This is a genomic window from Paenibacillus sp. MDV22-iso6, assembly GCF_058408365.1.
Map to the genome: position 1 here is coordinate 65,255 of NZ_JBZVDZ010000015.1, position 25,214 is coordinate 90,468.

The 25,214-nt window shown below is 48.9% G+C and carries 20 protein-coding genes; 2 read left to right on the forward strand and 18 right to left on the reverse strand.

Annotated elements, in window-relative coordinates; all coding sequences use genetic code 11:
- Positions 1-24: 24 nt before the first annotated feature.
- The 6 genes from AC4PM4_RS29065 to AC4PM4_RS29090 form a co-directional block, all read right to left on the reverse strand.
- On the reverse strand, positions 25-810 hold the full coding sequence (locus tag AC4PM4_RS29065) for an STM4013/SEN3800 family hydrolase (RefSeq protein ID WP_072735426.1): 786 nt from the start codon (positions 808-810) through the stop codon (positions 25-27).
- Positions 803-2,146, reverse strand: coding sequence for an STM4014 family protein (locus AC4PM4_RS29070; protein WP_072735524.1), 1,344 nt, complete (start codon positions 2,144-2,146; stop codon positions 803-805). Before AC4PM4_RS29070 ends, AC4PM4_RS29065 begins: the two co-directional genes overlap by 8 nt.
- Before the next feature lie 21 nt (positions 2,147-2,167).
- Positions 2,168-3,010, reverse strand: a complete 843-nt coding sequence (locus tag AC4PM4_RS29075) for an STM4015 family protein (protein WP_063566702.1) — start codon at positions 3,008-3,010, stop codon at positions 2,168-2,170.
- Between the two features lie 367 nt (positions 3,011-3,377).
- Complete coding sequence (locus AC4PM4_RS29080) at positions 3,378-4,001, reverse strand: XTP/dITP diphosphatase (protein ID WP_491615181.1); 624 nt, start codon at positions 3,999-4,001, stop codon at positions 3,378-3,380.
- Between the two features lies 1 nt (position 4,002).
- Entirely contained in the window at positions 4,003-4,761 is a 759-nt protein-coding gene (rph, locus tag AC4PM4_RS29085) for a ribonuclease PH (RefSeq protein ID WP_053783129.1), read from the reverse strand.
- 145 nt (positions 4,762-4,906) lie between these two features.
- Positions 4,907-5,962: a GerMN domain-containing protein gene (locus AC4PM4_RS29090; RefSeq protein WP_063566699.1), complete on the reverse strand. Its 1,056-nt coding sequence runs from the start codon at positions 5,960-5,962 to the stop codon at positions 4,907-4,909.
- A 214-nt stretch (positions 5,963-6,176) separates the two neighbouring features.
- On the opposite strand from AC4PM4_RS29090, the gene AC4PM4_RS29095 reads away from it, so the two are divergent.
- Complete coding sequence (locus AC4PM4_RS29095; RefSeq protein WP_063566698.1) at positions 6,177-6,743, forward strand: phosphatidylglycerophosphatase A family protein; 567 nt, start codon at positions 6,177-6,179, stop codon at positions 6,741-6,743.
- A 131-nt stretch (positions 6,744-6,874) separates the two neighbouring features.
- On the opposite strand, the gene AC4PM4_RS29100 is transcribed toward AC4PM4_RS29095, so the two are convergent.
- From AC4PM4_RS29100 to AC4PM4_RS29120, 5 genes are all read right to left on the reverse strand, one after another.
- Positions 6,875-7,528 (reverse strand): ferric reductase-like transmembrane domain-containing protein, encoded by a 654-nt coding sequence (locus AC4PM4_RS29100; RefSeq protein ID WP_491615183.1) that lies wholly within the window; start codon positions 7,526-7,528, stop codon positions 6,875-6,877.
- Positions 7,529-7,561: 33 nt separating this feature from the next.
- Positions 7,562-8,605, reverse strand: coding sequence for an FAD:protein FMN transferase (locus AC4PM4_RS29105; protein ID WP_491615184.1), 1,044 nt, complete (start codon positions 8,603-8,605; stop codon positions 7,562-7,564).
- Positions 8,602-8,997: a hypothetical protein gene (locus AC4PM4_RS29110; RefSeq protein WP_491615185.1), complete on the reverse strand. Its 396-nt coding sequence runs from the start codon at positions 8,995-8,997 to the stop codon at positions 8,602-8,604. The genes AC4PM4_RS29105 and AC4PM4_RS29110 overlap by 4 nt, the downstream gene beginning before the upstream one ends.
- 167 nt (positions 8,998-9,164) lie before the next feature.
- Positions 9,165-10,154: an MBL fold metallo-hydrolase gene (locus AC4PM4_RS29115; RefSeq protein ID WP_491615187.1), complete on the reverse strand. Its 990-nt coding sequence runs from the start codon at positions 10,152-10,154 to the stop codon at positions 9,165-9,167.
- Positions 10,155-10,172: 18 nt separating this feature from the next.
- Positions 10,173-10,916, reverse strand: coding sequence for a class I SAM-dependent methyltransferase (locus AC4PM4_RS29120; protein ID WP_063566693.1), 744 nt, complete (start codon positions 10,914-10,916; stop codon positions 10,173-10,175).
- 311 nt (positions 10,917-11,227) lie between these two features.
- On the opposite strand from AC4PM4_RS29120, the gene AC4PM4_RS29125 reads away from it, so the two are divergent.
- On the forward strand, positions 11,228-12,103 hold the full coding sequence (locus AC4PM4_RS29125; protein ID WP_491615189.1) for a DUF72 domain-containing protein: 876 nt from the start codon (positions 11,228-11,230) through the stop codon (positions 12,101-12,103).
- Between the two features lie 126 nt (positions 12,104-12,229).
- Here the strand turns inward: AC4PM4_RS29125 and AC4PM4_RS29130 are convergent, their stop codons facing one another.
- The 7 genes from AC4PM4_RS29130 to AC4PM4_RS29160 all read right to left on the reverse strand — a co-directional run bounded on the left by AC4PM4_RS29130 (position 12,230) and on the right by AC4PM4_RS29160 (position 25,188).
- Positions 12,230-14,452: a glycoside hydrolase family 88/105 protein gene (locus AC4PM4_RS29130; protein ID WP_491615190.1), complete on the reverse strand. Its 2,223-nt coding sequence runs from the start codon at positions 14,450-14,452 to the stop codon at positions 12,230-12,232.
- Positions 14,453-14,463: 11 nt separating this feature from the next.
- Positions 14,464-15,285: a polysaccharide deacetylase family protein gene (locus AC4PM4_RS29135; RefSeq protein ID WP_491615192.1), complete on the reverse strand. Its 822-nt coding sequence runs from the start codon at positions 15,283-15,285 to the stop codon at positions 14,464-14,466.
- Positions 15,286-15,486: 201 nt separating this feature from the next.
- Positions 15,487-18,837 carry a glycosyl hydrolase gene (locus AC4PM4_RS29140; protein ID WP_491615194.1) on the reverse strand — a complete coding sequence of 1,117 codons (3,351 nt, stop codon included), beginning with the start codon at positions 18,835-18,837 and terminating at the stop codon, positions 15,487-15,489.
- Positions 18,838-19,073: 236 nt separating this feature from the next.
- The gene (locus AC4PM4_RS29145; RefSeq protein WP_072735430.1) at positions 19,074-20,579 is read right to left on the reverse strand and encodes an extracellular solute-binding protein; all 1,506 of its coding nucleotides are present in this window, start codon (positions 20,577-20,579) and stop codon (positions 19,074-19,076) included.
- Positions 20,580-20,597: 18 nt separating this feature from the next.
- Complete coding sequence (locus tag AC4PM4_RS29150) at positions 20,598-21,485, reverse strand: carbohydrate ABC transporter permease (RefSeq protein WP_024632531.1); 888 nt, start codon at positions 21,483-21,485, stop codon at positions 20,598-20,600.
- Positions 21,486-21,524: 39 nt separating this feature from the next.
- The gene (locus tag AC4PM4_RS29155; protein WP_052016746.1) at positions 21,525-22,454 is read right to left on the reverse strand and encodes an ABC transporter permease; all 930 of its coding nucleotides are present in this window, start codon (positions 22,452-22,454) and stop codon (positions 21,525-21,527) included.
- A 331-nt stretch (positions 22,455-22,785) separates the two neighbouring features.
- Positions 22,786-25,188 (reverse strand): AraC family transcriptional regulator, encoded by a 2,403-nt coding sequence (locus AC4PM4_RS29160; RefSeq protein ID WP_488732151.1) that lies wholly within the window; start codon positions 25,186-25,188, stop codon positions 22,786-22,788.
- Positions 25,189-25,214: the final 26 nt, after the last annotated feature.

Below are 25,214 nucleotides of genomic sequence, written 5' to 3' on the forward strand. Positions count from 1 at the left end.
TGTTGATGATATGAATCATTAGTTCTATAAAATAAATTCACGGTAAGGCACATTCCAGACAACATCATGCGCAAGCCTGTGCCCCTGATAGCCATCCTCCCCATACGCCGTTCCATGATCGGAAAAAGCTAAACAAAACGTAGGCCGTGAACGCTGCCTCATTGCATCAAACAATGGCCCAAGGGCCTCGTCCACATACCGAAGCGCTGCACGCTGTGTTTCTACCGAGTCCTCTCTTGCACCCTCCACAAAATAGCGATTGGGACCATGGATAGCAGACACATTCAGGAACAAAAACAACCTCTCATCCGGTGCGCTTTGCTCCAGCAGCTTCAAGGCATGCTGAACCTGATGCTCAGTTGATTTAGGATTGGTTACCCCAAAATTCATCCGCCAATAGCTTTGCTGAAAATAACCCGGCAGCACTTTGGCAAGTGGATTTTTCTTGGTGAAGAAAATGACCCCGCCAATACAAATCGTACGGTATCCTTCAGCCGCTAACCCGGATACGATATCCGGTGTGTCAAACAGCCACGTATGCGGATGCGTCTTTAATCCGGTATTTCGGGAATGAAAAAGTCGTACGTGGGAGGCTTTGTCCGTATTGGCAGGTGTAGGCATGAAGCCACCAAAAAAAGCATGATGTGCCGCATAGGTAAAACTTCCCGGAGTATGGCGCTTCTCCCAAGGACCCGTACCGCACAGGTTGGGGCAATTCTGTTCCTCCAGCTTAGCCACGTCATACCTTAACGTGTCCAGCGTAACCATTAATAGATCATGGGAGCCTACGATGGTGTTCATATCAGTCATGGTTGTAAGGCTCCTTTCGCAAAAGTTCCATTTGCCATTCATAGGTTCCAAGTCCGTTATGCTGCACTCTGTACAACAAATCTCCGAACGGATTCACATCCAGAATATAGGCACGCGGCTCAGTACCTCCACTGAGCATCACATCAATCCCGGCAGACCATGAGTTGGGGAAGGCAGCCATTGCTGCTTTCGCTGCTGTCTGAACTCTATCCATCCGCTGTTCATCCAGCCCTGCTTCTGCAGGCAGCAACCGCTCATTACGCAAATGCAAATTGGTGATTGGTGTCTGACTTAGCCGTACGATGGCATGACCTGCTTGTCCACCTGCCACAAGCTGGCGAATATCAAATACGCTTGAACCCAGGGATGCTTTTGCCATCCAACGTTCAATCTGGGCACCCTCAGAACACAGCCAATCCATCAGCGCAGAAATCTCTGAAGTATGTGTGTACCTGCGCAACCGGCCTTCATTATAAAAAATGACCTTTCCCTGAACCCGTTCCATTCCCACAGTGGTTATAGCGATTTCGGCACCCGTTCGCGGATTAATTTGATAGGCAACAACGCCTGAAGCCCCGGAGCCACATGCAAGTTTCACGAAAACGCGATTCATACCGGCTGTTGTAATCGCTGTACGCAGGTCCGCATAATTGCGGATCGGTTCCGAAGATTGGAGCGTTGGGGGAACGTGAACGCCATGGACAGATAGATGCTGCTGGCATTTCCTTTTATCAAACATAATCGCAATGTCATGAGGATCATTCATGAACCGGGCATTAGGCCAATATTCCAGAGCTTCATGGCGAATTCGTTCCAAACAGGCCTTCCAGCCACGAAACCATTGGTTGGGCGCGTAGATCCGTCCCCACTCCTGTTCAAGAGTGAGTGTCTGTTCTGCCGGAATCATTCCCGCAGAAAGGCCATCGATTAACGGAGATACATCATTCACAGCTCCAAGAAAGAGCAGCTCACGCTCTACTTCCCATTCCTCACCAGGGGCATCCAGTCGAATAAGAGGTACACTATTCACTCCATGAACTAAATCATGATTCGCATATAATATCGATGCTGGTGAAGATATCCACGGCTCTCCCTTAACGTGTGTAGTCCCTCGCCCTTCCAGACATTGCTGTACGGCATCCGCCATGGTTCCGCCCCGTCTCCAAGTCTTTAGCAACCGGGCATAAGGCAGCACAAGTGCAGGTTGTAAGCCAATACGCTGTCTTGCCTCCTGTAATCCAAGGGTTCGGCGATTATTCGGGTTTCCAATTAACAATAACGGCTGCTCCAGCGTCATATCCGAATCCTTAACTGGGCTTTGCAAATTTTCTTCCATTTCTGTCATGCCTGACATCATTTATTCCGTTAACGACGGGTAACGCCAGTCATCTTCATCACTCTGTTGTTGCTCGCTAACATCTACGTGTATACCTGAACGTTTCCAGCGAATGAGCATGTCGTCTGTCATGTAGTGGTAACTAAGATTGAGATGTTTCAGTTTTTTGATCTTATCACTAGCGAGCAGCGCCTCTGCCCCTTCATCAGACAACGTGCCCTCTGACAGATCCAGGATTTCAAGTTGATCCAGAATGGGTGCCTCAGCCGCAGCTTTCGCAATCTCATCCTGAATTTCACTGTCTTTCAGACCCAGGTATACGAGCTTTGGAAATAAGCCCTGTTCCAAAAGTGGAAGTACATCTTGAAGTGAACCGTCGAATCCATAATCATCCACGCCCAGATACAGCTCAAGCTTACGCAATTCAGGCAACTTAGCCCGGGCAATTGAAGCTAACACGCTTTTGGGAAGACCACCGCAAATAATGATTAATTCTTCAAGTTTGGCATGTTCGATGGGTTCCAGACTTAGTCCGCTGCTGCCCTTCACTGAGAATGACTTTAATTCAGGAAAAGCAGCCAATAGTGGTGTGAGATCCGTCTGAATAATCCATGATACTTCGCATTCTTCAAAGCCCATATCTCCGATGAACAGTTTCTTCAAAGAAGGAAAGCTGGGAGCCAGCTCGATGAGCGTGCCCATAAATTCATCCGGCGAATTTTCATAAGCCTGCCCCCAGTCTCCAATAATCAGACTCTCCAGCGAACCAGCCTCCGGTTTGGCAGCCAGTTCCCTAATCAACGTTTCCATACGAATACCGTTCTCATAATCATCATAAGACACCGTAAGCTTCACTTCTTGCATAAGCAAATCCCCTCCGTTTGAGTTCATTGATGATTCGTTAACTTGAATGTTAACCCATACTGTACAAGACTTGCAACTTCTTCCAACCCCGGTCCTAATGCGCTGCTCAAACGTGAAATATCCGTATTTTTTATATAGGTACAAGAACGTACGTTCCGATATTTTCACTAAAAAAAGCGGGATTTATTTTGGGTCCCACGTATTGGCTTTAAACGAATCTGCTCCACTCATAAAAATAAAAAAACGTTAATGGTCGGTGAAGCATTCCACAGGAATGACTCTTACCTTCCACTAACGCTTTGATATTTAAGCAAGGCCATAATTCACCTTATACATTCATATTCATATGAGCTGATTCGTTTGAATCTCAGCCTTTCAGGCTGGATACGAGCGCTCTCAGGGCATGGCCCCGGTGACTAATCGCCTGCTTTTGCTCCAGCGTAAGCTCGGCCATCGTCATCTCATATTCAGGCACATAGAAGAGTGGGTCATATCCAAAACCGCCACCACCGGCTGCCTCAGCTGTGATCCAGCCTTCCACCATGCCTTCTGATTCATACTTGTCTCCGGTTGCCGGATCATACAGCACCAATGCACAGACGAATCTTGCTGGACTCAAAAGCGGTTGCTCCGTATCCTCACCGGATTTGAGCGATTCCAGCGCTTCAAGCAGTTTGGCATTGTTCTTCTCATCGTTTGCACCCTCGCCTGCATACCTCGCAGAATACACTCCCGGGTCACCGTCCAGCAGATCCACGCACAATCCCGAATCGTCAGCTAGGACAGGCAAACCAAGAGCATCGCCCACCGTTTTGGCTTTCTTCCAGGCATTATCTGCAAAGGTTACGCCATCCTCAACAACATCCGGCAGCTCCGGATAGTCGAACATGCTTTTGACCTCTTTGCCCAGTGGAGCGAATGCATGAGCGAATTCACGTACTTTCCCTGCATTACGGGTTGCGACAATGATAATTGGGCTATCCAGACTCATGTTAGGCTTCTCCTAATCCACGAGCACCGATCTTGAGTGCAATGGGTCCGAGAACTTCTTTTTGACGCTCAATCATCTCCAGAATGCCCTGCTCACCCAGCTCCAGCATCGCGTTCAGCTCACGACGGTCAAATGGTGCTTCTTCACCTGTTCCCTGAAGCTCCACATATTTCCCGCCGCCTGTCATCACGAGGTTCATATCTACCTTGGCTTTGGAATCTTCATCATAGTTCAGATCCAGCACAGGCTGTTCTCCAACTACACCCACACTTACCGCTGCAATGAAATCCGTAATCGGGAATACTTGCAATTTATGCTGTTGGGCAATTTTGTTCACCGCGAGTGCCAGAGCTACAAACGAACCAGTAATGGACGTTGTGCGTGTACCTCCGTCTGCTTGAATTACATCACAGTCCAGTGTAATCGTACGTTCACCAAGCGCCTGCAAGTTAACGACCGAGCGCAGTGCCCGGCCAATTAGACGCTGAATTTCCATGGTGCGTCCAGTCAATTTGCCGCGGTTCGCTTCACGTTGATTACGGGTATGTGTTGCACGTGGCAGCATGGAGTATTCAGCTGTTACCCAGCCTTTACCCTGCCCTTTCATAAAGGGAGGAACACGTTCCTCCACCGTAGCTGTACAAATAACCTTGGTATCTCCCACTTCAATCAGTACAGAACCTTCGGCGTATTTATTCGTGTTAATTGTTAAATTCATCGGGCGCAGCTGGTCGCTGGTTCGTCCGTTAGATCTCATCATTTCTGCCTCCTACGACTTAAGCATCCTGTAATGTCGAGCTTGTTCACACTTTTACTAATCCCTTCTATATTACCAAAGAGTTCACTTAAAAGCATCCTGTCCCCCAAAGAGTTCTACCAACAGTAGGCTAAAACGCCTTTGTGACTTAAATTGGAATTTCATTGATATATTCAGGCTTCGATACTGGGGCACTGTAATCCCGATTATCATCACTCATGACTGTCTTTTGCCCATTCCATTCGATCTGGACTTTAGCTTCCTTGCCAGCTGTATTCTCGGCCGTAGTCAATACAACGGATTGCAGCAGTTCACTTGGCACGACATCTCCCTCAGTGAACATATCATCTTTGAGTGCAACCGTTACGGTTCCATCCTCAGACGTTTTGACCGATTGCAGCTGCGTTCCGCCCGTCATAACCTCTTCCAGCTCGCCGCCTTTGGCTGGCCCCTTGATCAGTTCATTCAACGCCGCCTGCACCCGGTCTCCACCTGGTGTCACTAGACGTGTAACCGGGACGTAATATTGAATGCCTGCTGGCGAAGCGGCTGAGAAATAAACCGTTACCGGACTGCTGTTGGTCGTGAATGTATCACCCAAATCAAGATTAATGCCTACCGCCCGATTCAGCGGTTCCGGCAGCGGTGTGCTGTTTACTGGCATTTGCGTTAACTTTTTGCCGTCTACCCAAATCTGTACATTCTGCACATCTGGTGTGCCGGTGAGAGTCCAGGTGACAGCCTCCAGCATTTTGCGCTCGTTCTTGGCATCATACTTGGCAAAATTGCCGGAGAACTCCACGACTGCCAGTTTATCATCCGAATGAATCGTTACGTTCTGAACAACGGTACCCTGCGGGAGAACGCCCTGAAATCCTTCAGGCAACATCCCAGCATATGGACCACCCGTCACAAGTGTATCCAGAGCGGTCTTGGGACTGCTGACGTCCGTGCCCGACGGAAGTGTCATGGATACTGGAGCCAATAAACCTTGCTGGTCCTGCAGATACACGGTTGTAAGTGGCAGCTTGGCAAGTGATCCGTTGCCTTCGGCCGCCTGAATCATGGCCGCTTCCTGAATCGGCGGCGGTGGATCAATAGCCTCGGAGGACTGTGCCCCAAACATACCACATCCGGATAACACCACAGGAATACTCAACAGTGCAGCTGCAGAAGCTGTACGCAAATAACGGATCTTACTCATGATCACGTTCCCCCTCATCATTTTTACAGTTTGTACTACCATGTATACGAGCCTTTGCCCAAAAAATAACTACTTTTTAAACAAGCTCATCATGCATAAAACTGAAAACAGGCTTTCCATCCCCATCGAGGGATAGCAAAGAAACCCAAAACGGTTAATAACGTATTAGGATACAAGTGTAGGGACAATGCTAACTTCAGAGGAGGAATCGCCCATGGAACATCCGGAGCAAGAAAAAATCCCTTACAGCCTGAATAGCCGTAAAGTGGCAGAGGCAACGAGGGAATGGCTGCACAAGCGGGGCGTTACGATCCCTGAGATCGCAGAACTGGTCATGATGCTGCAAAATAAGTATTACCCAGGTCTAACGATGGAAGAATGTATCGACAATGTGGAGAAAGTATTACGCAAACGTGAGGTGCAGAACGCAGTCCTGACAGGTATTCAACTGGACTTGCTGGCAGAGCAAGGCTTACTCATTTCTCCTTTGCAGGAGATGATTGAGAATGATGAAGGGTTATATGGCGTGGATGAGATTCTCGCATTCTCCATCGTCAACGTATACGGAAGTATCGGATTTACGAACTACGGTTATGTAGACAAGCTAAAACCCGGTGTGCTTGAACGTTTAAACGACAAGAGTCTCGGGCCTGTGCATACGTTTCTGGATGATATCGTGGGGGCCATTGCCTCAGCGGCCAGCAGCCGGATTGCGCATCGCAAACAATCGGAGCTTGAAGAAGCTTTGGGAGAAAAACCTGTCAGCGATGATATCGTATAATTTGCATGTGTAATAGGAGTTGGAAATGAACGAACCAAGTAAATTCAACAATCAGACTTCTTCTGATCATGACAAAAAGGCGGCCACGAAGGCCGCTTCTTTTGTGTTGATTCACTTATTTTTGTAATACGCTATTTCAGATGCTCCTGTCTTCCCGCTCCCGCCAAACGATACACCTCAGCCCATTTCTGTTCCGCTGCTGGCTTAGGCTGTACACGACTGGGTCCAATTGTAATTTCCGGGCCTTTGCGTTCTCTCAGCATGCCACGAAGTACCGTAATACCAAGAATGCTCAAGCCAGTAAACACATACATCAGACGCATAAGCACATTGCCTGAATCAGAGCCGGTAACCATGCCATGGAACAATAAACCGATGAATACGGGATAAGACAACATATGGAACATAAACCACCATTTGCGGCCAAGCTTGTTACGCAGATCACTGGATAGCAGAACGATCACCAAACCATAAAAGGATAACGTGCCCAGTCCGCTGCCTATCGGATGTACTGAAGCCGTAAACGGAATGAACAGTTCACTCCAGGTGAATGGACTATAGTGATCAATATATAGGGTTAACGAATGCACGAGCCCAAGTCCAAAGGCGAGCCAGGTCGTTCGGGTATGCCATTTAAACATGGCCGCTTTAGGTTTGCCTTTAGCCATGGGCATGCCTTGAGCAATTCCCAGAAATACCCCCGCAAAGAGCAGCAAATAAGCGGCGATCCCACTAATTCGAATGATATTCCACGTCGGCAGGTAATCTACAATCCATTGCGCCATAACCGGCTCCCCCATATCTGATAGACTTGTCGTTTATATAAGACTGAAGCGGTGATCCGGATCGAAACCAGGCCAGCGTTCAGCGAGCGTATCGGTATTTCCTCTAAAATAAGTGCTCCCATCCCGGGTCATCCACAGGACGTCATGACGATCGTAATGACGGTTTAACCAACCTACTGCATCGGCACTTCCCAAAATACAAACGGTCTTGGCAATAATCTCACATTGCGAAGTATGCTGGCCCAGAACGGTACACTGTAGCACATCCGTATCTGCTGGCTCCATCGTCCGGGGATCAATTAAGTGATGTGAAAGGCTTCCGTCCGTATTCTGCCACTGTCTTCGTACCACTCCTGAAGTAGCAATTGCACCTTTCCTCAATTGAATATTCCCTATCAGATTACGCTCCTCCTGATAAGGATCGGTGACTTGCACGGACCACATCGGATGAAGTGTTGTCCCCCATGCCTGAATATCTCCACCTGCATTGATTAATCCGGCCGAAATATGAAGTGTACGTTGCAGCCAATCGGCGATACGCTCAACGGCCCACCCCTTAACAATGCCCCCAAGGTCCAGCTCAGTCCCGGGGTCCTTATGAACCATTCGGCTGCCTTCCCTTTGAATCCAACGTGGGCGGCTATAGTCATATTCGTCTCTCAGCATATCTGTTATATCCAATTGTCGAATGTCCAATCTGCGTTCAGTTCCAGATTGCTGAAGCTCTCTTTGTTGCAGCTGCTCGAAGCTGACATCGTAACCAGAAGCCCGTAGAGCCTGAGAAATACCTGGCTGAAAAATCCCTTCCGTCTGTCCAATATATCCGTATGCCAAACTTAACACTTCATCCATTGCTGCGGAGATGGGCATCCATCCTGTGCAACGATTCAGACGATTCAATTCACTGTCTGCCACAAATCGGCTGAAACGCTGTTCCTGCGCTCCGAACCAATTCTTCACCAAGGCTGCCGCATGCTCAGCTTCTTCCCGTCCTGCGGCTAACTGAACTTCCACGTCCGTGTTCATCGCCCGGAAGCGGAACTTAAGAAGACGGGAGACTTGCTCCGTGCGGCTCATGATGCACCCGTGCGTGACTGATAATTGCCACGGCTGTATCCGGAGTCTGTATCCTGATTGCTGCTCTGATCTGTTATCCAACCGCCCGAAGACCTGCCTTGATTCGAACCGATGGCATTGCTTCCATCGGTCGTTCCCTCATCCAGCCTATAGCCCTCATTGGACGATGCATCGGAATTGCCATCTGTGTTGTTCGTCCATTCGTCCATGACATCATCCTGAGCATCTATCTGAGTAGAAGCTGTACTGCTTATATCGGTACCATTAGCCGCCGCATAAGCGACATCAAAGGCATCAGAAGTTCTTACATATTGAAAGAGTGCAGCCACGGTCAACGTTGCTGCCGCTGAGGCTTGCCATTTTCTCCATTGATTTCGTTTTTTCCTAGTCATCGCTCTTCCCTGCTTTCTCTGGCGAAGTTCATGCATTTATCATAGAAGTGCTGGCTTAAAAGAAGATGAATGGACGGTTAAGAGAGACTAAAGCTTTCATTTATTGGAGTCGTTACACGCAAAAAAGACTCTGAACAGGCAGTTCTCCTGGTCAAAGTCTTGTAATTCTAAGTATTTTCGATAAAAAAGAACACTCCGTCGGGCTGCTGCTCCTGTACTATACGCTCCCGCCGGATCAATTCCTGCAGATGCGCCAAAGTCTCGCTCATCGCAAAACGAAGCTGATGTGTTCCCAATCGGTCACCAAACATAAACACACAGATATCATACGCATTCGTCGGTGCTTCCCGGATTCGCTCCATCATCTTCTGAAGGCGCTCTTCATGATGAGTAAGCAGATGAACCGTTCGATCGCCAAAATGGCCAAACGGATTCCGATGCCCTGGATATGCCACTTCTACATCCAAAGCCCCCAGTCGATGCAGCCCTTCCATATAAGACAATAAAGGCTGATCGTCACTTCCCGGCTGCAGGCTAATATTCGGTGAGATCTGCGGCAATACGGCATCTCCACACAAGATCTCCCTAGATTCTGGCGCATAGAAGGATAGATGTCCTGGCGCGTGACCACCTGTTTCTACAGCACGCCACTTTTTCCCGCCCATAACCAACCATTCGCCATCTTCAATCGGTGTCACTACGGGAAGTGGCGTAATCTGTGAGATGAATCCCTCCATATGTTCACGGATCTGCTGCGTCTTGTCTTCCGGCATTCCATGGTGACTATAATATTCAGGCAAAACTGTATTTATAGTTGCCTCCGTTCCCCACATGTAATCCGCTTCCTGGCGGGATCGTATGGACATTCGAACAGGCACACCCGTTTGCTGCTGTATCCAGCCGGACAACCCCAGATGATCGGGGTGATGGTGGGTCAGTACAATCTGACTGATATCCTGAAAAGTTAAATCTAAATCTGCGAGTGCTTCGTGCCACTCCTGTTCCGTCTCAGCACTGCGTGGTCCCGGGTCAACAATCGTTATTGTTCCATCCGGTTCATGAAGCACATAGCTGTTCACCCATCGCAGTGGAAAAGCCATAGTAATCTTGACCCGATGCATGCCTGCTGGCATGGGAATGGATTCCGTTCGCTTCATTAATATTCTCCTCCAACTCTACTGCTCCGGCCGATGACCGACAAAAATCATCCGCGGCGATGTCTGCTCATCGTACTTCTCTTCATCATAACCGCCATGTACTTGATCCACCACGAGTCCTGCCTCGTGAAGCAGATCACGTAGTTGTTCGCGAGTGTACAGCTTGACGCGTTCCTGATAGATTCGTGGTTTTTGGCCCGATTCGGTATCGGTAATGTGAATTTCTTTTTGCACAAATCCATCCTGGATCTTGCGAAATTCCTCAATATTCTGTCCTTCGCTTTCACGTGTTGAATGCTGCACCAGATGACGAGTCACATAAGCCGTGTTCATGAAATCAATAATATAGCTGCCCCCCGGCTTCAGCATCCGATGAATGGCGCGTAACACTCTTAGTTGCTCTCCATCCTCTCGGAAATAGCCAAATGAGGTAAATAGATTGACCACGGCGTCAAATCCGCCCTTCAGTGGAAGCTCGCGCATATCGGCGTGATACCACTCTACACGATGTTCGGTATCCATGCTGCGTGCTTCACGCAGAAGCACATCAGACAGGTCGATTCCGGTCACCTGAAAACCAGCATCTGCAAGGGCCAGAGAATGTCGGCCCATACCACAGCACAGGTCAAGTACCTTGGACTTTGGCTGAAGCTTTAACCAATTGATCATTTTATGTACTTCCTGATATGCACCTTGCACATCCCGATGTTTGTACACAAGAAGGTAGTCTTCTCCAAAACTCTTTTCATACCATTCCGTCATTACGTATCGCCCTCCACATGGTCACTGGCCCAACTATCCGTAATACGCTGTTATATCAGCCGGATCATATCTCTATAGCTTTTAGCCATTGTACCGTCTTTATCCTTCAAACTCAAAAATTTCCAAGCTTCGCCCACATTGAACGGCCGGAAACCACACGATATAATGTTAAACATAGTCAGGCCCACGCGAATCGGTTAACTATACATAGAAGATTGATATATAACTACTATGGCATCTTCACTTCATGAACGCCATTAGACGACTAAAATATAACGCGACATCAGAAGAAGCAGCGGGAGGTGTTATTTATGATTCGGATTGGACTTACGGGCTGGGGAGATCAGGAAGGTTTGTACCCGAACCGTACCAAAGCGAAAGACAAGCTCCGTCTGTATGGACAATATTTTACGACCGTGGAGGTAGACAGTTCCTTCTACGCCGTTCAGCCTCGGGATCGGATGGCACGCTGGGCAGCGGAGACGCCGGAGTCCTTTGCTTTTATCGTCAAAGCCTATCAAGGGATGACAGGACATCTGCGGGGAAAACCCTATTTCACAAGCACCTCGGAGATGTATAAGGCTTTTCGCGAATCCCTGGAGCCTGTCATGGAAGCAGGCAAGATGCAAGCGGCCTTGTTCCAGTACCCGCCGTGGTTTGAATGCAATCGGGACAATGTCAATGAACTGCGTGAAGTAAAACTGAGAATGGAAGGCATCCCGTGTGCCCTCGAATTTCGTCATCGCAGCTGGTATGAAGAGGGCATGCGCGAACGAACGCTTGCATTTCTGAAGGAACAAGGCTGGATTCACAGCGTCTGTGATGAACCTCAGGCGGGGCCAGGATCTATCCCTATTGTACCCGAAGCTACCGATGCCGAGATGACGCTGGTACGTATGCATGGGCGCAATGTATCAGGCTGGCATCAGAATGGTGCACCCAATTGGCGCGAGACCCGTTATCTGTATCGCTACAACCAGGGAGAGCTGCTGGAGTGGAAAGGTTATTTGGAGCAATTGCAAGAGCAGAGCAAAGATGTCTATGTGATTTTCAACAACAACTCGGGCGGTGACGCAGCTGCCAATGCACAGATGATGATGGAGCTGCTGGAGCAGCCCGTGAAGCCCTTTCCTGACCGTACGGAGCGGGAGGAGGAAGAGGGGCCGGAGCAATTGGAACTGTTTTAACAACACGTTTAATTTGGAATCTGAATAGAATATTTCCATTCATAACGAAAAAAGCGGTAAGCCCTTAAGGCTGTGCCGCTTTTTTTTGTCGTTAGGCTATAAACAGATGAACTCATGATTGCTGTACTAGCGTTGTCCAGCTGTAACCGAAGGGTCGAGCGAAATCTGGCTCAGCTGCTGGTTCATTTTATACGCCTCAATCCCGGCCAGAAGCACAATGCCGATACCGTGCGTATCGTTCAGAATCCATCCCAGATCTTCCCGGTAATAGAGTGCGGTAAAGGAGTAACCAGAACCCCGACATACACCGTAGACGTTGCCTTTATAATCAATGGACAGATGGGTCATGCCCTCCCATCCTTTGCGCACCGCATCCAGGTAGGCCTCTGGCTGCTCCAGCCAGCCTTCACGAATACCGCGGGCATAAGCGTAGATGAACATCGACGTGCAGGAGGTTTCCTCATACGAATCCGGGCGGTTCAGCACCTGATGCCAGAGTCCATTTTCACCTTGCAGCGCCAGATACCCCTGACATAAATCCCGGTAGAAGCTCAGCAGTTCTGGCCGTTTGACGTGATCACTTGGCAGAATCGACAGTAGTTCGGTTAGCGAAAACAGAACCCATCCATTTCCGCGTCCCCATGGTATGCCCGTCGCCCGTCCACGCACAAAATCATACACATGGGACATGATCTGTTGCTCGGGAATATACAGATATTTGCGGAACATCAGGAACTGGTTGATTGCATCCTCCCAATAAGAAGTATCTCCCGTCAACTGGCCGTAACGCATCAGAAAAGGTGTGCTCATATACAGATCATCACACCACATCGTTTCCTGGCGCATCTCCCCGCTGCCACGAACACGGTAAAAGGCCCCGTCTTCCAGACGTTCCTGTTCATCCGTAATATAGCCCGCAATACGATCTGCGGTATCTTTACCTCCACGAATGTCGCCGAGTTCCATCGCTGCGAGCAGCGTAGATCCAAATGAACCGCAATCATCCAGACTGTCGATTGCAGACAACTGATTATTAATTCCCGCGGCGCCGTACCCTTCCCGATCCCACAGACCATAACGGTCAAACGACGTACTCAGGCCGATATGGTCCCGCACATACTGAACATAGTCGTCACGTCCCAACTCCTGTCCAATCTGAAGAAGTCCAAGGAGGGTGACACCGAGTGGATAATTCCATTTGCCATAATGGGTATTTTCCAAATAGGGACGGACACTCGTTTCAGGAAGATCTACATGCCAGTACACGCCATGGGCTCCATCATCAAATACGGTATCTGTGACCACGATGTCTTGGGGAGATGGTTCAGAGCCTGGGGAAAATGCACCCGTATACAGCCACGCATCGGGACATCCTGCAACCGGATGAGGTGGTCTTAATCTCCATCCTTTTGCAGTGGAATCCTTCGCATCTTCCAGTGTGAATCCCCACAACTCGCTCCCAGCCTTGATTTCACCCTTTGCTACCAGATCAGATGGACCGTAGCGGCAAGGCAGTTCAATGCGGTAATTGCCGCTTTGCCCAGCGGAATATATCTCCTTACCATCAACGTACAGGGTGAGAGCACCTTCATGTTTTCCTTGCAAAAGAACAGGTGACGATCCCGGTTGGATGACATCCAGTTTGGACCATGCGTACGCAACAGCAGGCTGCTCTGTCCCAAAGATTCTGGCGAAAGCACCAGCGTTCTGTTCCCCTTCTGTCCAGTCCCTGCGCGGATACCAGGACAGGCCCGTTTCTTCTTCAGTCATGCCATCACGAGGGAGTGATGATAAAGGTTCATCGACGGGTTCCGAGTACAGCCAGCCCTCCTGTCCTTGGCGGTTCACACCAGGTGTGAGGAAGTGAAGCGGAAAGTTTTTAAATGAGGCCGTTCCGTAGATCCCGCCGAACCCCACCTCTGTTTTTACAAAACAAAGCAACACATCGTTCCAGCCATATTTCACGGAAATCGGAATCTGGGTTCTGCGCTCGGGAAATAACTCCTGCAATAGCTCAGATTTGAAAATCTCTTCTCCGTTCACATAGACCGTCACCGGACTATAACAGTTCAGTCCCGTATTTAACGTAGCCTCCTGCTGGCTCCACAACTTGCCCCATACGTATACGTACTGTCCTGCACGAGCCTCTTTCCACTTGGCATCCAGATTCAGATCATAACGATAATCCCCAAGTCTGCGGAAGCCTCCACGATGGTACGCTCGGAACAGAAAGGAGTGTTTCGGATGGTCCCCAATATAACGCTGTGCCACGGTAGTCAAAATATCCGGAATTGAATCATACACCTTGCCTGCAATCGCCTCGTTCTCATGAAAATAACGAATGATCATCAGCTCCCTTCCTATACCTTGATTCGTTTGGTTAGTCGCAATGTCTCGCCAGCCTTCACTTCAACCACCTGCTGATCCGCCGTAAACCAGACGGTGATCGCGGACGGATTGTGGATGATGGACCTATCTGCTGAACACTCCAGGCGTTTGACCGCTTTCCAGTAAGCAATCACTTCGATGTTCGTTGCGTACCAGATACCATCCCGGCCACCAATCTGCTCAGCAAACTGCTCTATAATCTGCCAATTGTCGTTATCATTGAATTCATAGCTGTGACCCCATACATATAACAAGAGTGGCGTACCTGTCTTCGTATGCTGGATAAATCGTTCGGCATGGGCCGCCAAATTATGGTTATGGTGGCAGGTTGGATGCCATTCAAGCGGCCGCTCAGGCAGTGTGTACCTGCCATGGGATTCAACCGTGCGTGCATAATCGATGCCAAGCCATTCGAGCTTGGTGCTGAGTGAACGGTCATAACCTCCATTCGGATAGGCCATACCTCTTACCGGATAACCGACAAGCTGTTCCAGCGATCTCCGATCTTCCATGATCTCTTCGGTCAGCAGCTCATCCGGGACATAGGGCAATGTGGGATGGGTGACCGTATGTACAGCCACTTCATGCCCGGCATATAACTTCGCAACTTCTGTCGTCTCAATTCGGCCAGGCTTGCTCAGGGTACCGGAATTCAGATTGAATGTGCCCCGCAGCCCATGTTGATTGAAAATTCCCACCAGTCTGCGATCATGCACCACACCATCGTCATAACTGAACGTCAAGGCCTTCATCACGCCACCTGGGTAGCGGTCAAACTGGATACGATGTCCCATCTTATTCCTCCTCCCACTTCAATTGCTTTTTTGAGGCTTTTCATTTTCCTTTCTGTATAACAGCAGATCAACGATCCAACCACTGCTTCGCTAGTACTGTATAAAAAAAACCGCTCTTCCACCTGTTACTACAAGCACATAACTCTATTTAGCTCATGTGCTATCTCTCCTTTGGGAATAAATCCGTTTATCTTGGGAGGTTTATTCTTCAGCTGATACATGACCGGCTTCCTGCAAACTGTGGCTGCCCGAGTCAAAATACGTACCTTCCAGCAGTCCGATTAATGTATTGGTAACGCGTACTTCAATATCGTTCTCCCCTGCTCGCAGCCACGAGGCTTCTCCCGTCCAGCGATATGGAGACCAGCATCGAACGCCCAGACTGTAACCATTCACCCGTACTTCTACCACATCCTGCACCTGCCAGTTACTGAATTCCAGTTCAAAAGACGCGACCTCTTCAGCAGGCTGATCCACCCAGAAGCTTCGTTTGTAACTCATCTCTCCTGCAAAATGGGGATACAACGGCTGTGGCTCAGGCCCAATTCGGATCGACGTATCCGGCTCACGAACGAGAGAGACCATGCCTTCATGATGGAATTCCACGCCAAACCGCCCTTGCAGATACAGCGGATCAACGATACCTTCTTCATCCCTCGTGACCTCTAAGGTAACGATCATTTCATTCAGGCCACTGCGCAACAACTCAGTTATATTGCAGCCAATATTATGGTGATCGGTAATTTCAATTGGCTCAAATAGATCAGGTCCGATCGGTTGACCGTTGATTTCCATGGTCCAGTCACCTGATATCGCTGCCCTGTCCATGAATAACAGACATTCTTCCAATGCCGTTCTCAGCTCAAATGTAGTTGTATACTTGCACTGGATTGGATAGGCAACGGATGCTTTCTTCGGTGTACCAAATACCTGATTAAACTGGAGCGGCAGATGATGGTTCTCCGACAATTCAGCCGCCTGATCAATAAAGGGCTTGACTGTAACATGATTACGTTCAAAAATTACACCGTTGTCATTGGAAGCTGTTACGTTGAACTGCCCCATCCGAAGTGTGTTGGACTGCACCGTTTCCAGTCGCCATGGCCCCTCCGCAGGAAGCTGAATCGTATAGGGTGCGTTCTCAATCTCAGTAACTAAACGATCCGCTCCAGACTTCGTCCCTGTTTGGTTCAGAGCAAAAGAATTCTCCTCTGATGCCTCTTGAGCATGTTGTAAAGTAAGCCTCACCACATGTGCTTCATAGGGAGCAAGCTTTAACGAAATGCACCATTCACCACCACTGCTGGTAAACGGCAATGATTCACGCTGTCCTGTCTCCAAATCGAGCCGTTCCGCCAGCAGACGTGTACCCGTCGAAAAATCCACATCCGTCCATAACCGCTTGGCTACCATTTTCAATTGCCCTTCAAGTTGTTGTCCTTCCTGGTTGGACAAAAAGATCATAAACTCTCCGTCCGATAATTGACGGGTCTGCATAAGCAGCGACGCACTTTCTTCTTCCATGATCCAACAGATCGGTTCGGGCAGTACCTGATCCAGCAGCAGGGAGATCAGTTCCAAGGAGAAGTCATCCCCGCGACCTGTTCCAGCAGGTAGAAAATAGGCATTTCCCTGTCCCTGCAGCCACATCAATTCGCTGCTGTAATGACCTGTTTCGTCTGTATTGCCCCAATATGCCTCGTGCGGCTGGTTGCCTGCTCCAAAGAACTGAGCGGCCTCATTTCCTGCAGGGCTTCCTGGCTGGATGGCTACATGCGGAGGCATGCCTACCGATATGACCGTTCCCCCCTGTTCTACGAACTGCATAACCTGCTGCCAGGCTGCTGCCTCCAGGTTCAGCATCGGTGGAAGAATCAGCACTTCATAACGTGCAACACCAATCTGAATTGTGCCCTCGGCCAGCACAGCTTCCGCTAACAGCTCGGGGTCCAGATGATCATAGTCACGTCTGTTTTCGAGCAGATGCGAGGTGATCCGCATCCAATCGTTCGTGAGACGATCCAGCTTCGCCCGTTCTGCTTCGTCTTCTCCGCCATATTCGAACCCGTGTAACGGATTGCCCATCAGGCTCCAGAACGTGGTCGTTGGATCAAGCACGGCAATACGAATATCCGCAGTCCCGGTGCTCATCAGATAGCTTAAACGTCCTGTGTAATCTCCCAACTGCCGGAAGTGACGCCAATACGGGTTCTGTAAAAACTGGGACGGCGGTGCATCATGCTTGGCGAGTCCGCCGATGGTATAGAAAAAGGCGTGGAAATTAAAAAAGTTGGTGCCCATGGCTGCCATTCGGTCAATCATCCATTTGGCATCCTGTAAAGTCATCGACCAGCCCACACTGTGAAAACACTCAATCAGATTGCGGCTTCGGCCAAGCTGTCTGGCAAGCGAGCTGACCATCTTCGGATTGTCGCGCATCTTCTTGCCATACCGTTCCAGAATCCAGGATAAGGGGCGTCCGATTTTCTCATGTGCTGAATCTCCACCTGGCATATGACTGAACAACTGCGTGGTCATCCGTACCCCGGGCACTTCTGCCGCATACTGAATCCCTGCCTCTTCACACCAGTCATGTACCTGTTTGTGATACGACTCCCTGAGCAGCAGATGTAGCGACTGATAATAGTCATACCTGATACGTTCCGCGTCTGGGACATCGCCATGCAGCAGAGCAGGTAGGGACTCAATCAGACTGTAACCGCAGCGTTCACTGAAATAGCCGGGAAGCTGTGGAGACCAGGGGATACGCCCAAGCGGCGCAATTTCATCGGAGAACATGCCTTTGATTACGCTTTCAAACTGTTCTCCAATTGCTTCCTTATACCGTTCGTGGGTCAGTTCAATAAAACGGCTCATCGCTTCCTTGTGACACGGGTCTACAAAGTTGCCGTAATATTTGAAATCATCCATCTCTTCTTCCTGAAATATAATCACGTCCCATTCCCCAGCGGGAGCTTTCCATGACAGGCGGAAAGCCGTTCGGTATGTAAAAAACCGCTTGCGATTATACGACGTGAGCCCTGTCTCCTGATAGACCTGATCCGTCTGGATATTGCCGATGTTATTGCGCAAATCAATGGATTCATGCCACAATCGTTTGCCCTGCGCATCCTTGGGTATTGCCTTCGCCACTAGAATTCGACCCCACGGCAACTCATGATCCACTGTATCTCCGCCATGAACACGAATCTGCTGATGCACAAGCTGGCGCTGCTTCGCCTCGGGAAAATCAAGTGTCACCTCACCGCCAGCCATCCCACTTGGATAGGGATACTCGTCATATAACCATACCTGCATACCGCAGGCAGCCGCCGCTTCCACTGCAATCCGTACCTTGTCAAACCATGCTTCGGACAGATAGGGAATCTCCAGCCCCTGACGTGGACAGATGAAAAAACCACCTACGCCCTGTGCAGACATTTCGGCTATTTGTCGTTTGATTTGCCCTTCTTCCATATCCCCATTCCAAAACCAAAAGGGATGAACCCGGTACTGCGCCTCGGGATTTTCAAATGCATCCCCGTTCCACATGTCGCTTCCTCCCTGTATGAAGAGTGGTCGTCCATCTACCGATAACGTTCATTTAAGTTCAAATAGGTTTGTTTTGCATTGATTATACATCAAAATCTAAATACTGGAAGCTATAATTCACAAAAAAAGAGATGAAGATCGTTTTTTAAATAGCCTGAACTAACTAGGGATACACGGAAATGCCCGGCTGCCACCTTTGCACTACAAGAAAGGCTGCCGGGCTCTGGAACATCAATCTACTTCAGTGCAGCGTACAGCTCATTCACTTCTTTGACATAATCGTCGCCACCACTGCTTTTCCACAGTGCTACAGCATCCTGGAAACCTTTTTCATCAATTTGCCCCACGATGAATTTGATACGGGCATCATTAATGATGTTATCCAGCTGTGGTCCTTTCTGGGCATACACATCGGAAATCAGCGGTTCGCCAGGATTAGCAATGACGATTTCCTCATTGGCTTTCTGCACTTGTGCAACCTTTTCGCGAACAGGTGTCTGTTGCACACGAAGCGTTTTGTCCTCTGGAATAAACATAAGGATCTGATTCAGACCCTGTACATCTCGCAGCGCCAGTTTGTCAGTTGTCGGAATGATGTAACCCTCTTTTTTCTCATACTGCTTGCCTTCCAGACCGTTCCCCAGCAGCGCCTGCAATTCAGGTTCATTCAGCTGATCCAGGAAACTCAGTACCTTTTTCAAGTCTTCTTCCGTTTTGACACTGCTTTTGGAAATGGCAATCATGCCGGAATAGCCGGATGTTGGCATGTCACGCAAACCGTTCGGCCCCTCCATTGCCTGAAGCACATCCACATGCCCAGTTGCTGACGGATCTTTCTCCAGAATCTTCTGATCCATGCGCTGTGCGTTATCTGCTACATCCACCATTACGCCTGCTTGCCCGTTCACAAACGGATCGGACAACTTGGTTGCATCCATCACGGCAAAGTCCTTGTTGACCAGACCTTCGCTATAGATTTGACGGAAAAATTTCAAAGCTTCCATATATTCTGGAGTCTCGTGTGCCGGCATCAAACCTCCGTTACCATCCTCGCCCCACTTGTTGGGTGCACCAAACCAAATCTGCATATTATCCCAAGGACCTGTGAATTTGCTCGCCACCAGACCGTAGGTATCGTCTTTACCGTTGCCGTCTGGATCATCCTTCGTGAACGCTTTCAATACATTGTAGAACTCGTCAATGGTCTTTGGCTCTTCCAGACCAAGCTTCTCCAGCCAATCCTTGCGGATCGTGACACCGTTACGTCCGAGAGCACGTGCGCGGTAGATGCCATAGGTTTTGCCATCGATAGAAGCATTGTTAGTGATAATTTCATTCATCTTGCTGAGGTTCGGATAGTCTTTCAAATAAGGTCCAAGCTCCCAGAAAGCTCCAGTACGAGCCGCATTAATGAAACTTGGGGACTTACCAAGCACAACCATAACATCGGGCAGCTTGCCCGAAGCCAGTGTGATATTGAATTTATCCTCATAGGAGCTACTCGGTACCCATTGCAGATTCACATCCATCTTCGTCAATTCCTCAAGCTTCTGAATCACAGGACTGTTATCCGGCGGATTCTCCGCTTCAAAGTTCGGAAGCATAATCGTGATCTGATCCGTGCCACCCGCAGCTGTTCCTGAACCTGCTTTGTCCGTGGAGCAAGCTCCCAGAATCGTACTCAATACCAATGATGCAGAGAGTAGCAATGCGCCTTTTTTGAATCCCGTCTTTTGTCCCATACGTTCTCCCCCTTGACTTTAGCCTTTAATTGAACCTAACATGACACCCTTGGCAAAATGCTTCTGCAAAAACGGATACACCAGCAAAATCGGGATGGTACCAACCACAATGACCGCCATTTTAATGGACTGCTCCGGTGGCTGTACAAAATTGGGGTCCATGTTCGCCATATCTCCGACACTGGCCTGTGAGAGCAGAACGATCTGTCTCAGCATGACTTGCAATGGCCATTTGTCACTGTCGGAAATGTACAGGAGTGCCGAGAAAAAGTTGTTCCAGTGCCCTACGGCGTAGAATAACGCAAAGGTGGCAATCACCGGTTTGGACAATGGCAGAACAATTCGCCACAGTACCCCAAGATCCGAACAGCCGTCGATGCGGGCCGCTTCCTCCAGCCCTGGCGGCATTTGTTGAAAAAAGTTTTTGACAACAATTAAGTTAAAAGCGCTGATCGCGCCAGGAAGCATGAGGGCCCAGTAGGAATCCAGAAGTCCAAGTCCACGAATGACGAGATAGGTCGGGATCATCCCGCCGCCGAACAACATGGAGAAAATCACCATGTTCATCATGACATTTCGGCCCCAGAAGTCACTTCGGGACAGTGGGTAAGCCATCGTCAGTGTGAAGAAGAGATTGACCAATGTACCTGCAACCGTAACAAATATCGAAACCCCTATACTGCGGAAGATGGTGGACGAGGAAAAAATATACTCATACGCACTGAACGAAAACACCTTCGGAATAAGGAAAAAACTGCGTTCGGTAATCTCGGCTTCGGTCGCGAATGAATTTCCTATAATATACAGGAAAGGAAGGACGGTTAATATGCCCAGAATCCCCAGCATGACGTAATTGAAAATATCAAATACTCTGCCGGCAGGGCTGTTGTATAGACGGCTGTTCATGGGCGATTTCCTCCTTATCAATGGATGACGAACATGCTCTTAATAGATTCCGGGATGTCCGAATTTCTTGGCCAGTTTGTTGCTGCCCAGCACCAGAATAATGCCGACCACCGACTTGAATAACCCAACCGCGGTACTGTAACTGAATGCACCTTGCGTAATCCCGACGGTGTATACATACGTATCAAATACATCTGCCACATCACGATTCAGAGAGTTGGTCATCAGATATATTTGTTCAAAACCGGTATCCAGGAAGTTCCCCAGCCTGAGAATGAGCAAGATAACAATGGTCGTGCGGATCGCTGGAAGCGTGATGTGCCACATGCGCCGTAATCGACCTGCACCATCCACAATTGAAGCCTCATACTGCTCTGTATCCACACCTGCAAGTGCTGCGAGGAAGATAATCGTTCCCCAGCCCATCTCTTTCCACATCATCTGAACAATAATGAGCGGACGGAATGACCCCGGACTTGCCAATACATCGATCGGTTTGCCTGTGATCCAGGAAATCAGGTCATAGAGTACCCCGCCTTGCGGAGTCAGGAATACATAAGTGATACTCGCGATAATGACCATGGAAACAAAGTGAGGTACATAGACCAGCGTCTGAATCGTTCTTTTGAAGAAAGCGACCCGGATTTCATTAAGTAACAAAGCGATGATAATCGGTGCCGGGAAAAAGAATATAAGATCATATAGGGCAAGGACGAGCGTATTCCTCAGCAATCGGAAGAAATCCGGATTGGAGAAGAAATTCGTAAAGTTCTCCATGCCCACCCATTGACTGTCGCGAATGCCCAGAAAAGGCTGATAGTCCTGGAAGGCAATAACAATCCCCCACATGGGCAAGTATTTAAAAATGACAAAGTACAAAAATCCGGGAAGCACAAGTACGTACAGCCATTTATTTCGTTTGATCTGCCTCTTCCAGTTGGACTCCCGCTTCATCGGCAATGCGGCCATATCCACTTGAGCTGCTGTAGCGCCATTTCCATTCCAGTCCGTCTTCCCGTTCATAATGTCTCCCCTCCCCATTTATGTAAGCGTTATCAATCGACCTGTTATTCAGACTATACAGCTGCCTTGTTTCCGGCAACCTTCATTTTTTGCATGGTTGCGCAAAGTGGCCCGAAAGCCCGCTATAACGCCATTCCTTCTTCAATTTGGATATACTTTGGCAAAGGTTATTGCACATTTTTGCAGCATTATCCTTCTTTGTTTCCGAGGTGAAACATGAAAAACCGGAGTCCCATGAAGCGGGATTCCGGTCAATGATGAAGTCTTATGAACAGGTTTATTTACCTAGCCATTGATCCCGATACTGGCTCGGGGTTAAACCTTCCTGTTTCTTGAAAATCCGATTAAAGTAACTGTGCTGGTATCCAACAGCGCCTGCGATATCATTGATTTTCATCGTGGTCTCACGCAGCAATTGCTTCGCCGCATCCATTCGTACCCGTGTTAAATAATCAATGAAATTCATGCCCGATACTTGCTTGAATGCCTTGCTTAATGCATAAGGGGTCATCTGCTCCGCATCTGCACAGCCTTCCAGGGAAAGTTCGTTTCTATAATTCTCATCAATAAACAACATCGTACGTTCCACTACCTGCTTCAGCGGCTCCTGGGAACGCATCTCGATCTCCTGAACATATGGCAGCAATACTTCTCCGATCATCCATTTCATCATTTGTGCAGGTTCGCGAATCGTGGACAAGCGCTCATACATGTTGCAGCCACCAAACAGCTTGTAAGGCGTTACCCCGGTCTGCAGCATCATATGCTGAATACTTCCCAGCAATTGAAGCATCATCTGCTGCACCTGGAATTCGGAACTGCCCGCTTGGGTGATCTCGGTCACAAATTGCTCCAGTACACGCTCAGACTCATCCTTCTTCCCAAGCCTGATCGCCTGAAGGATCTCACGTTCCAGCCCCAGTGGATACGAGGCTTCTTCCGTTCTGCGGAAACATTGCTCATCCTCCAAATCGAGAATCTGGCTCCCGTCCTCCACGCTGCGATAAGCAACCGCCTGCTCCATCTCCATGAATAATCCCGGCAATTCCTGCGGGGAAGCAGCAGGACGACTTACGATCACCGTCACGTTCATTTTCAAAGTCTGACCTATGACCTCCACCAACTCTTGTCCCCATAATAACGCTTGTGATTTCACAGGCTCGTCGTTGGGAGCAATCACAAGCATGGCTGAAGACAGGTCGTGAAAGTTCATTACACTAATTTGACTGAAAACATTTTTGGCAACTTCTTCAATGATATTAACTGCTGCAAAGGTAACCAGCCCTGTATCCTGGCTCCCAAATCGACCCTGTAACTGGGCATAGCCCGTAAAATACATCTGAAGCAGCAAAAACTGCTGGTCTTCCACCTCAAATCCAAGATTCCTCATCCGCTGCTGAAGATCCTGCTCGTTATAGGCATACAGATGCCCCTGCACCAGTTGTAATACAAAACTGTCCCGCAAATGGGGAAGCTGCTCCTGTAATTGTCGATGGGCGGTCAGACTCTGCGAAGTCAATTCGTTCCACTGTTGTTCCAGCAGCTGGAATTCATCTAGCCTGGTATCTGTTGTCGTTTCACTCCTGCCCGGCGTCAATAAATGGAGCATCCTTGCTACGGGAGAGTATATTCTGCGTGAAGCAAACCAGGATAATACCAACCCCAGGATAAGACTGCCAGCACTCGCAATGACGATGATTTTGGATACGAGCTTCACCGGTGAGGTCACCGATGTCAGCGGAGCTGCGGAGACATACGTCCAGTCCGAATCAATCCGACTCAGTGATCCATAGGACACGGAATAGGTTTCGTCCTCATATTTGAACAGGAATGAATGGTTGTCTGCATGCAGGGCTACTTCTTCTTTTAGCTGCTGCTCAAAAGCAAGATCGGTCTTCCCTGCTACCGGATTACCGGTAACCAGTGTATTACCCTGTTTATCCATGAGGAACGTTAACCCTTCATCATAAGGAGTAAGCGTTTTCAACAAGCTGGCGACTTTCTCATTATCCAGCGTAATGATCAGCGCACCAAATGGATTAATGCTTTCACCCGGAATCTTATGTACAAGAACCAGTGCATTACCCGGATCGGTATGCAGTATACTATCATTCGTTTGAGATGCTTTATCACTACTCTGGCTCGCAATCCAGTCTGTCCAATACACATGGTTGCCCATCGTCAGATAGCGGTTGTAGGCCTGTATTTTTGCATCATCCTTCAATTCGTTATAATCCCGGTTAAACAAAATCGGTTTCGGTTCCTGCAAATATAGCTGCGCGGATTTGATGAGCGGATGAGAGCCTTGCAACACGTATAGTGTGGTGACGATCTCCTGTGTTTCGTTGAAATAATACACAAAATCCAGTGTTCGCAGCGCATTGCCAAACCTGGGTTCAAAAGCCCAATGGGACAAGGTCATCTCCAAATAAGCGAGTTGGTCGTCCACGTTGCGCGCCCGGTTCTCAATCTGGCTTTGGTGCATCTGATTAAATTCATTTTCCATCCGGCCAACGACCAACTGATACATCACGATTCCTGTAATCAGTCCGGGAATGCTGGCAATGAGCAAAATAAGCATCAGGCTGTTTCGATAAAAACGCCCTTTATGTCGTCCTGTGGTTAACCCTGGCCAACGCGTGAGTCTGCCGGAGGATCTTACCTTCCTAACTGGTTCCATCAGTGCTCACCTGCTTGCTTGCGTAT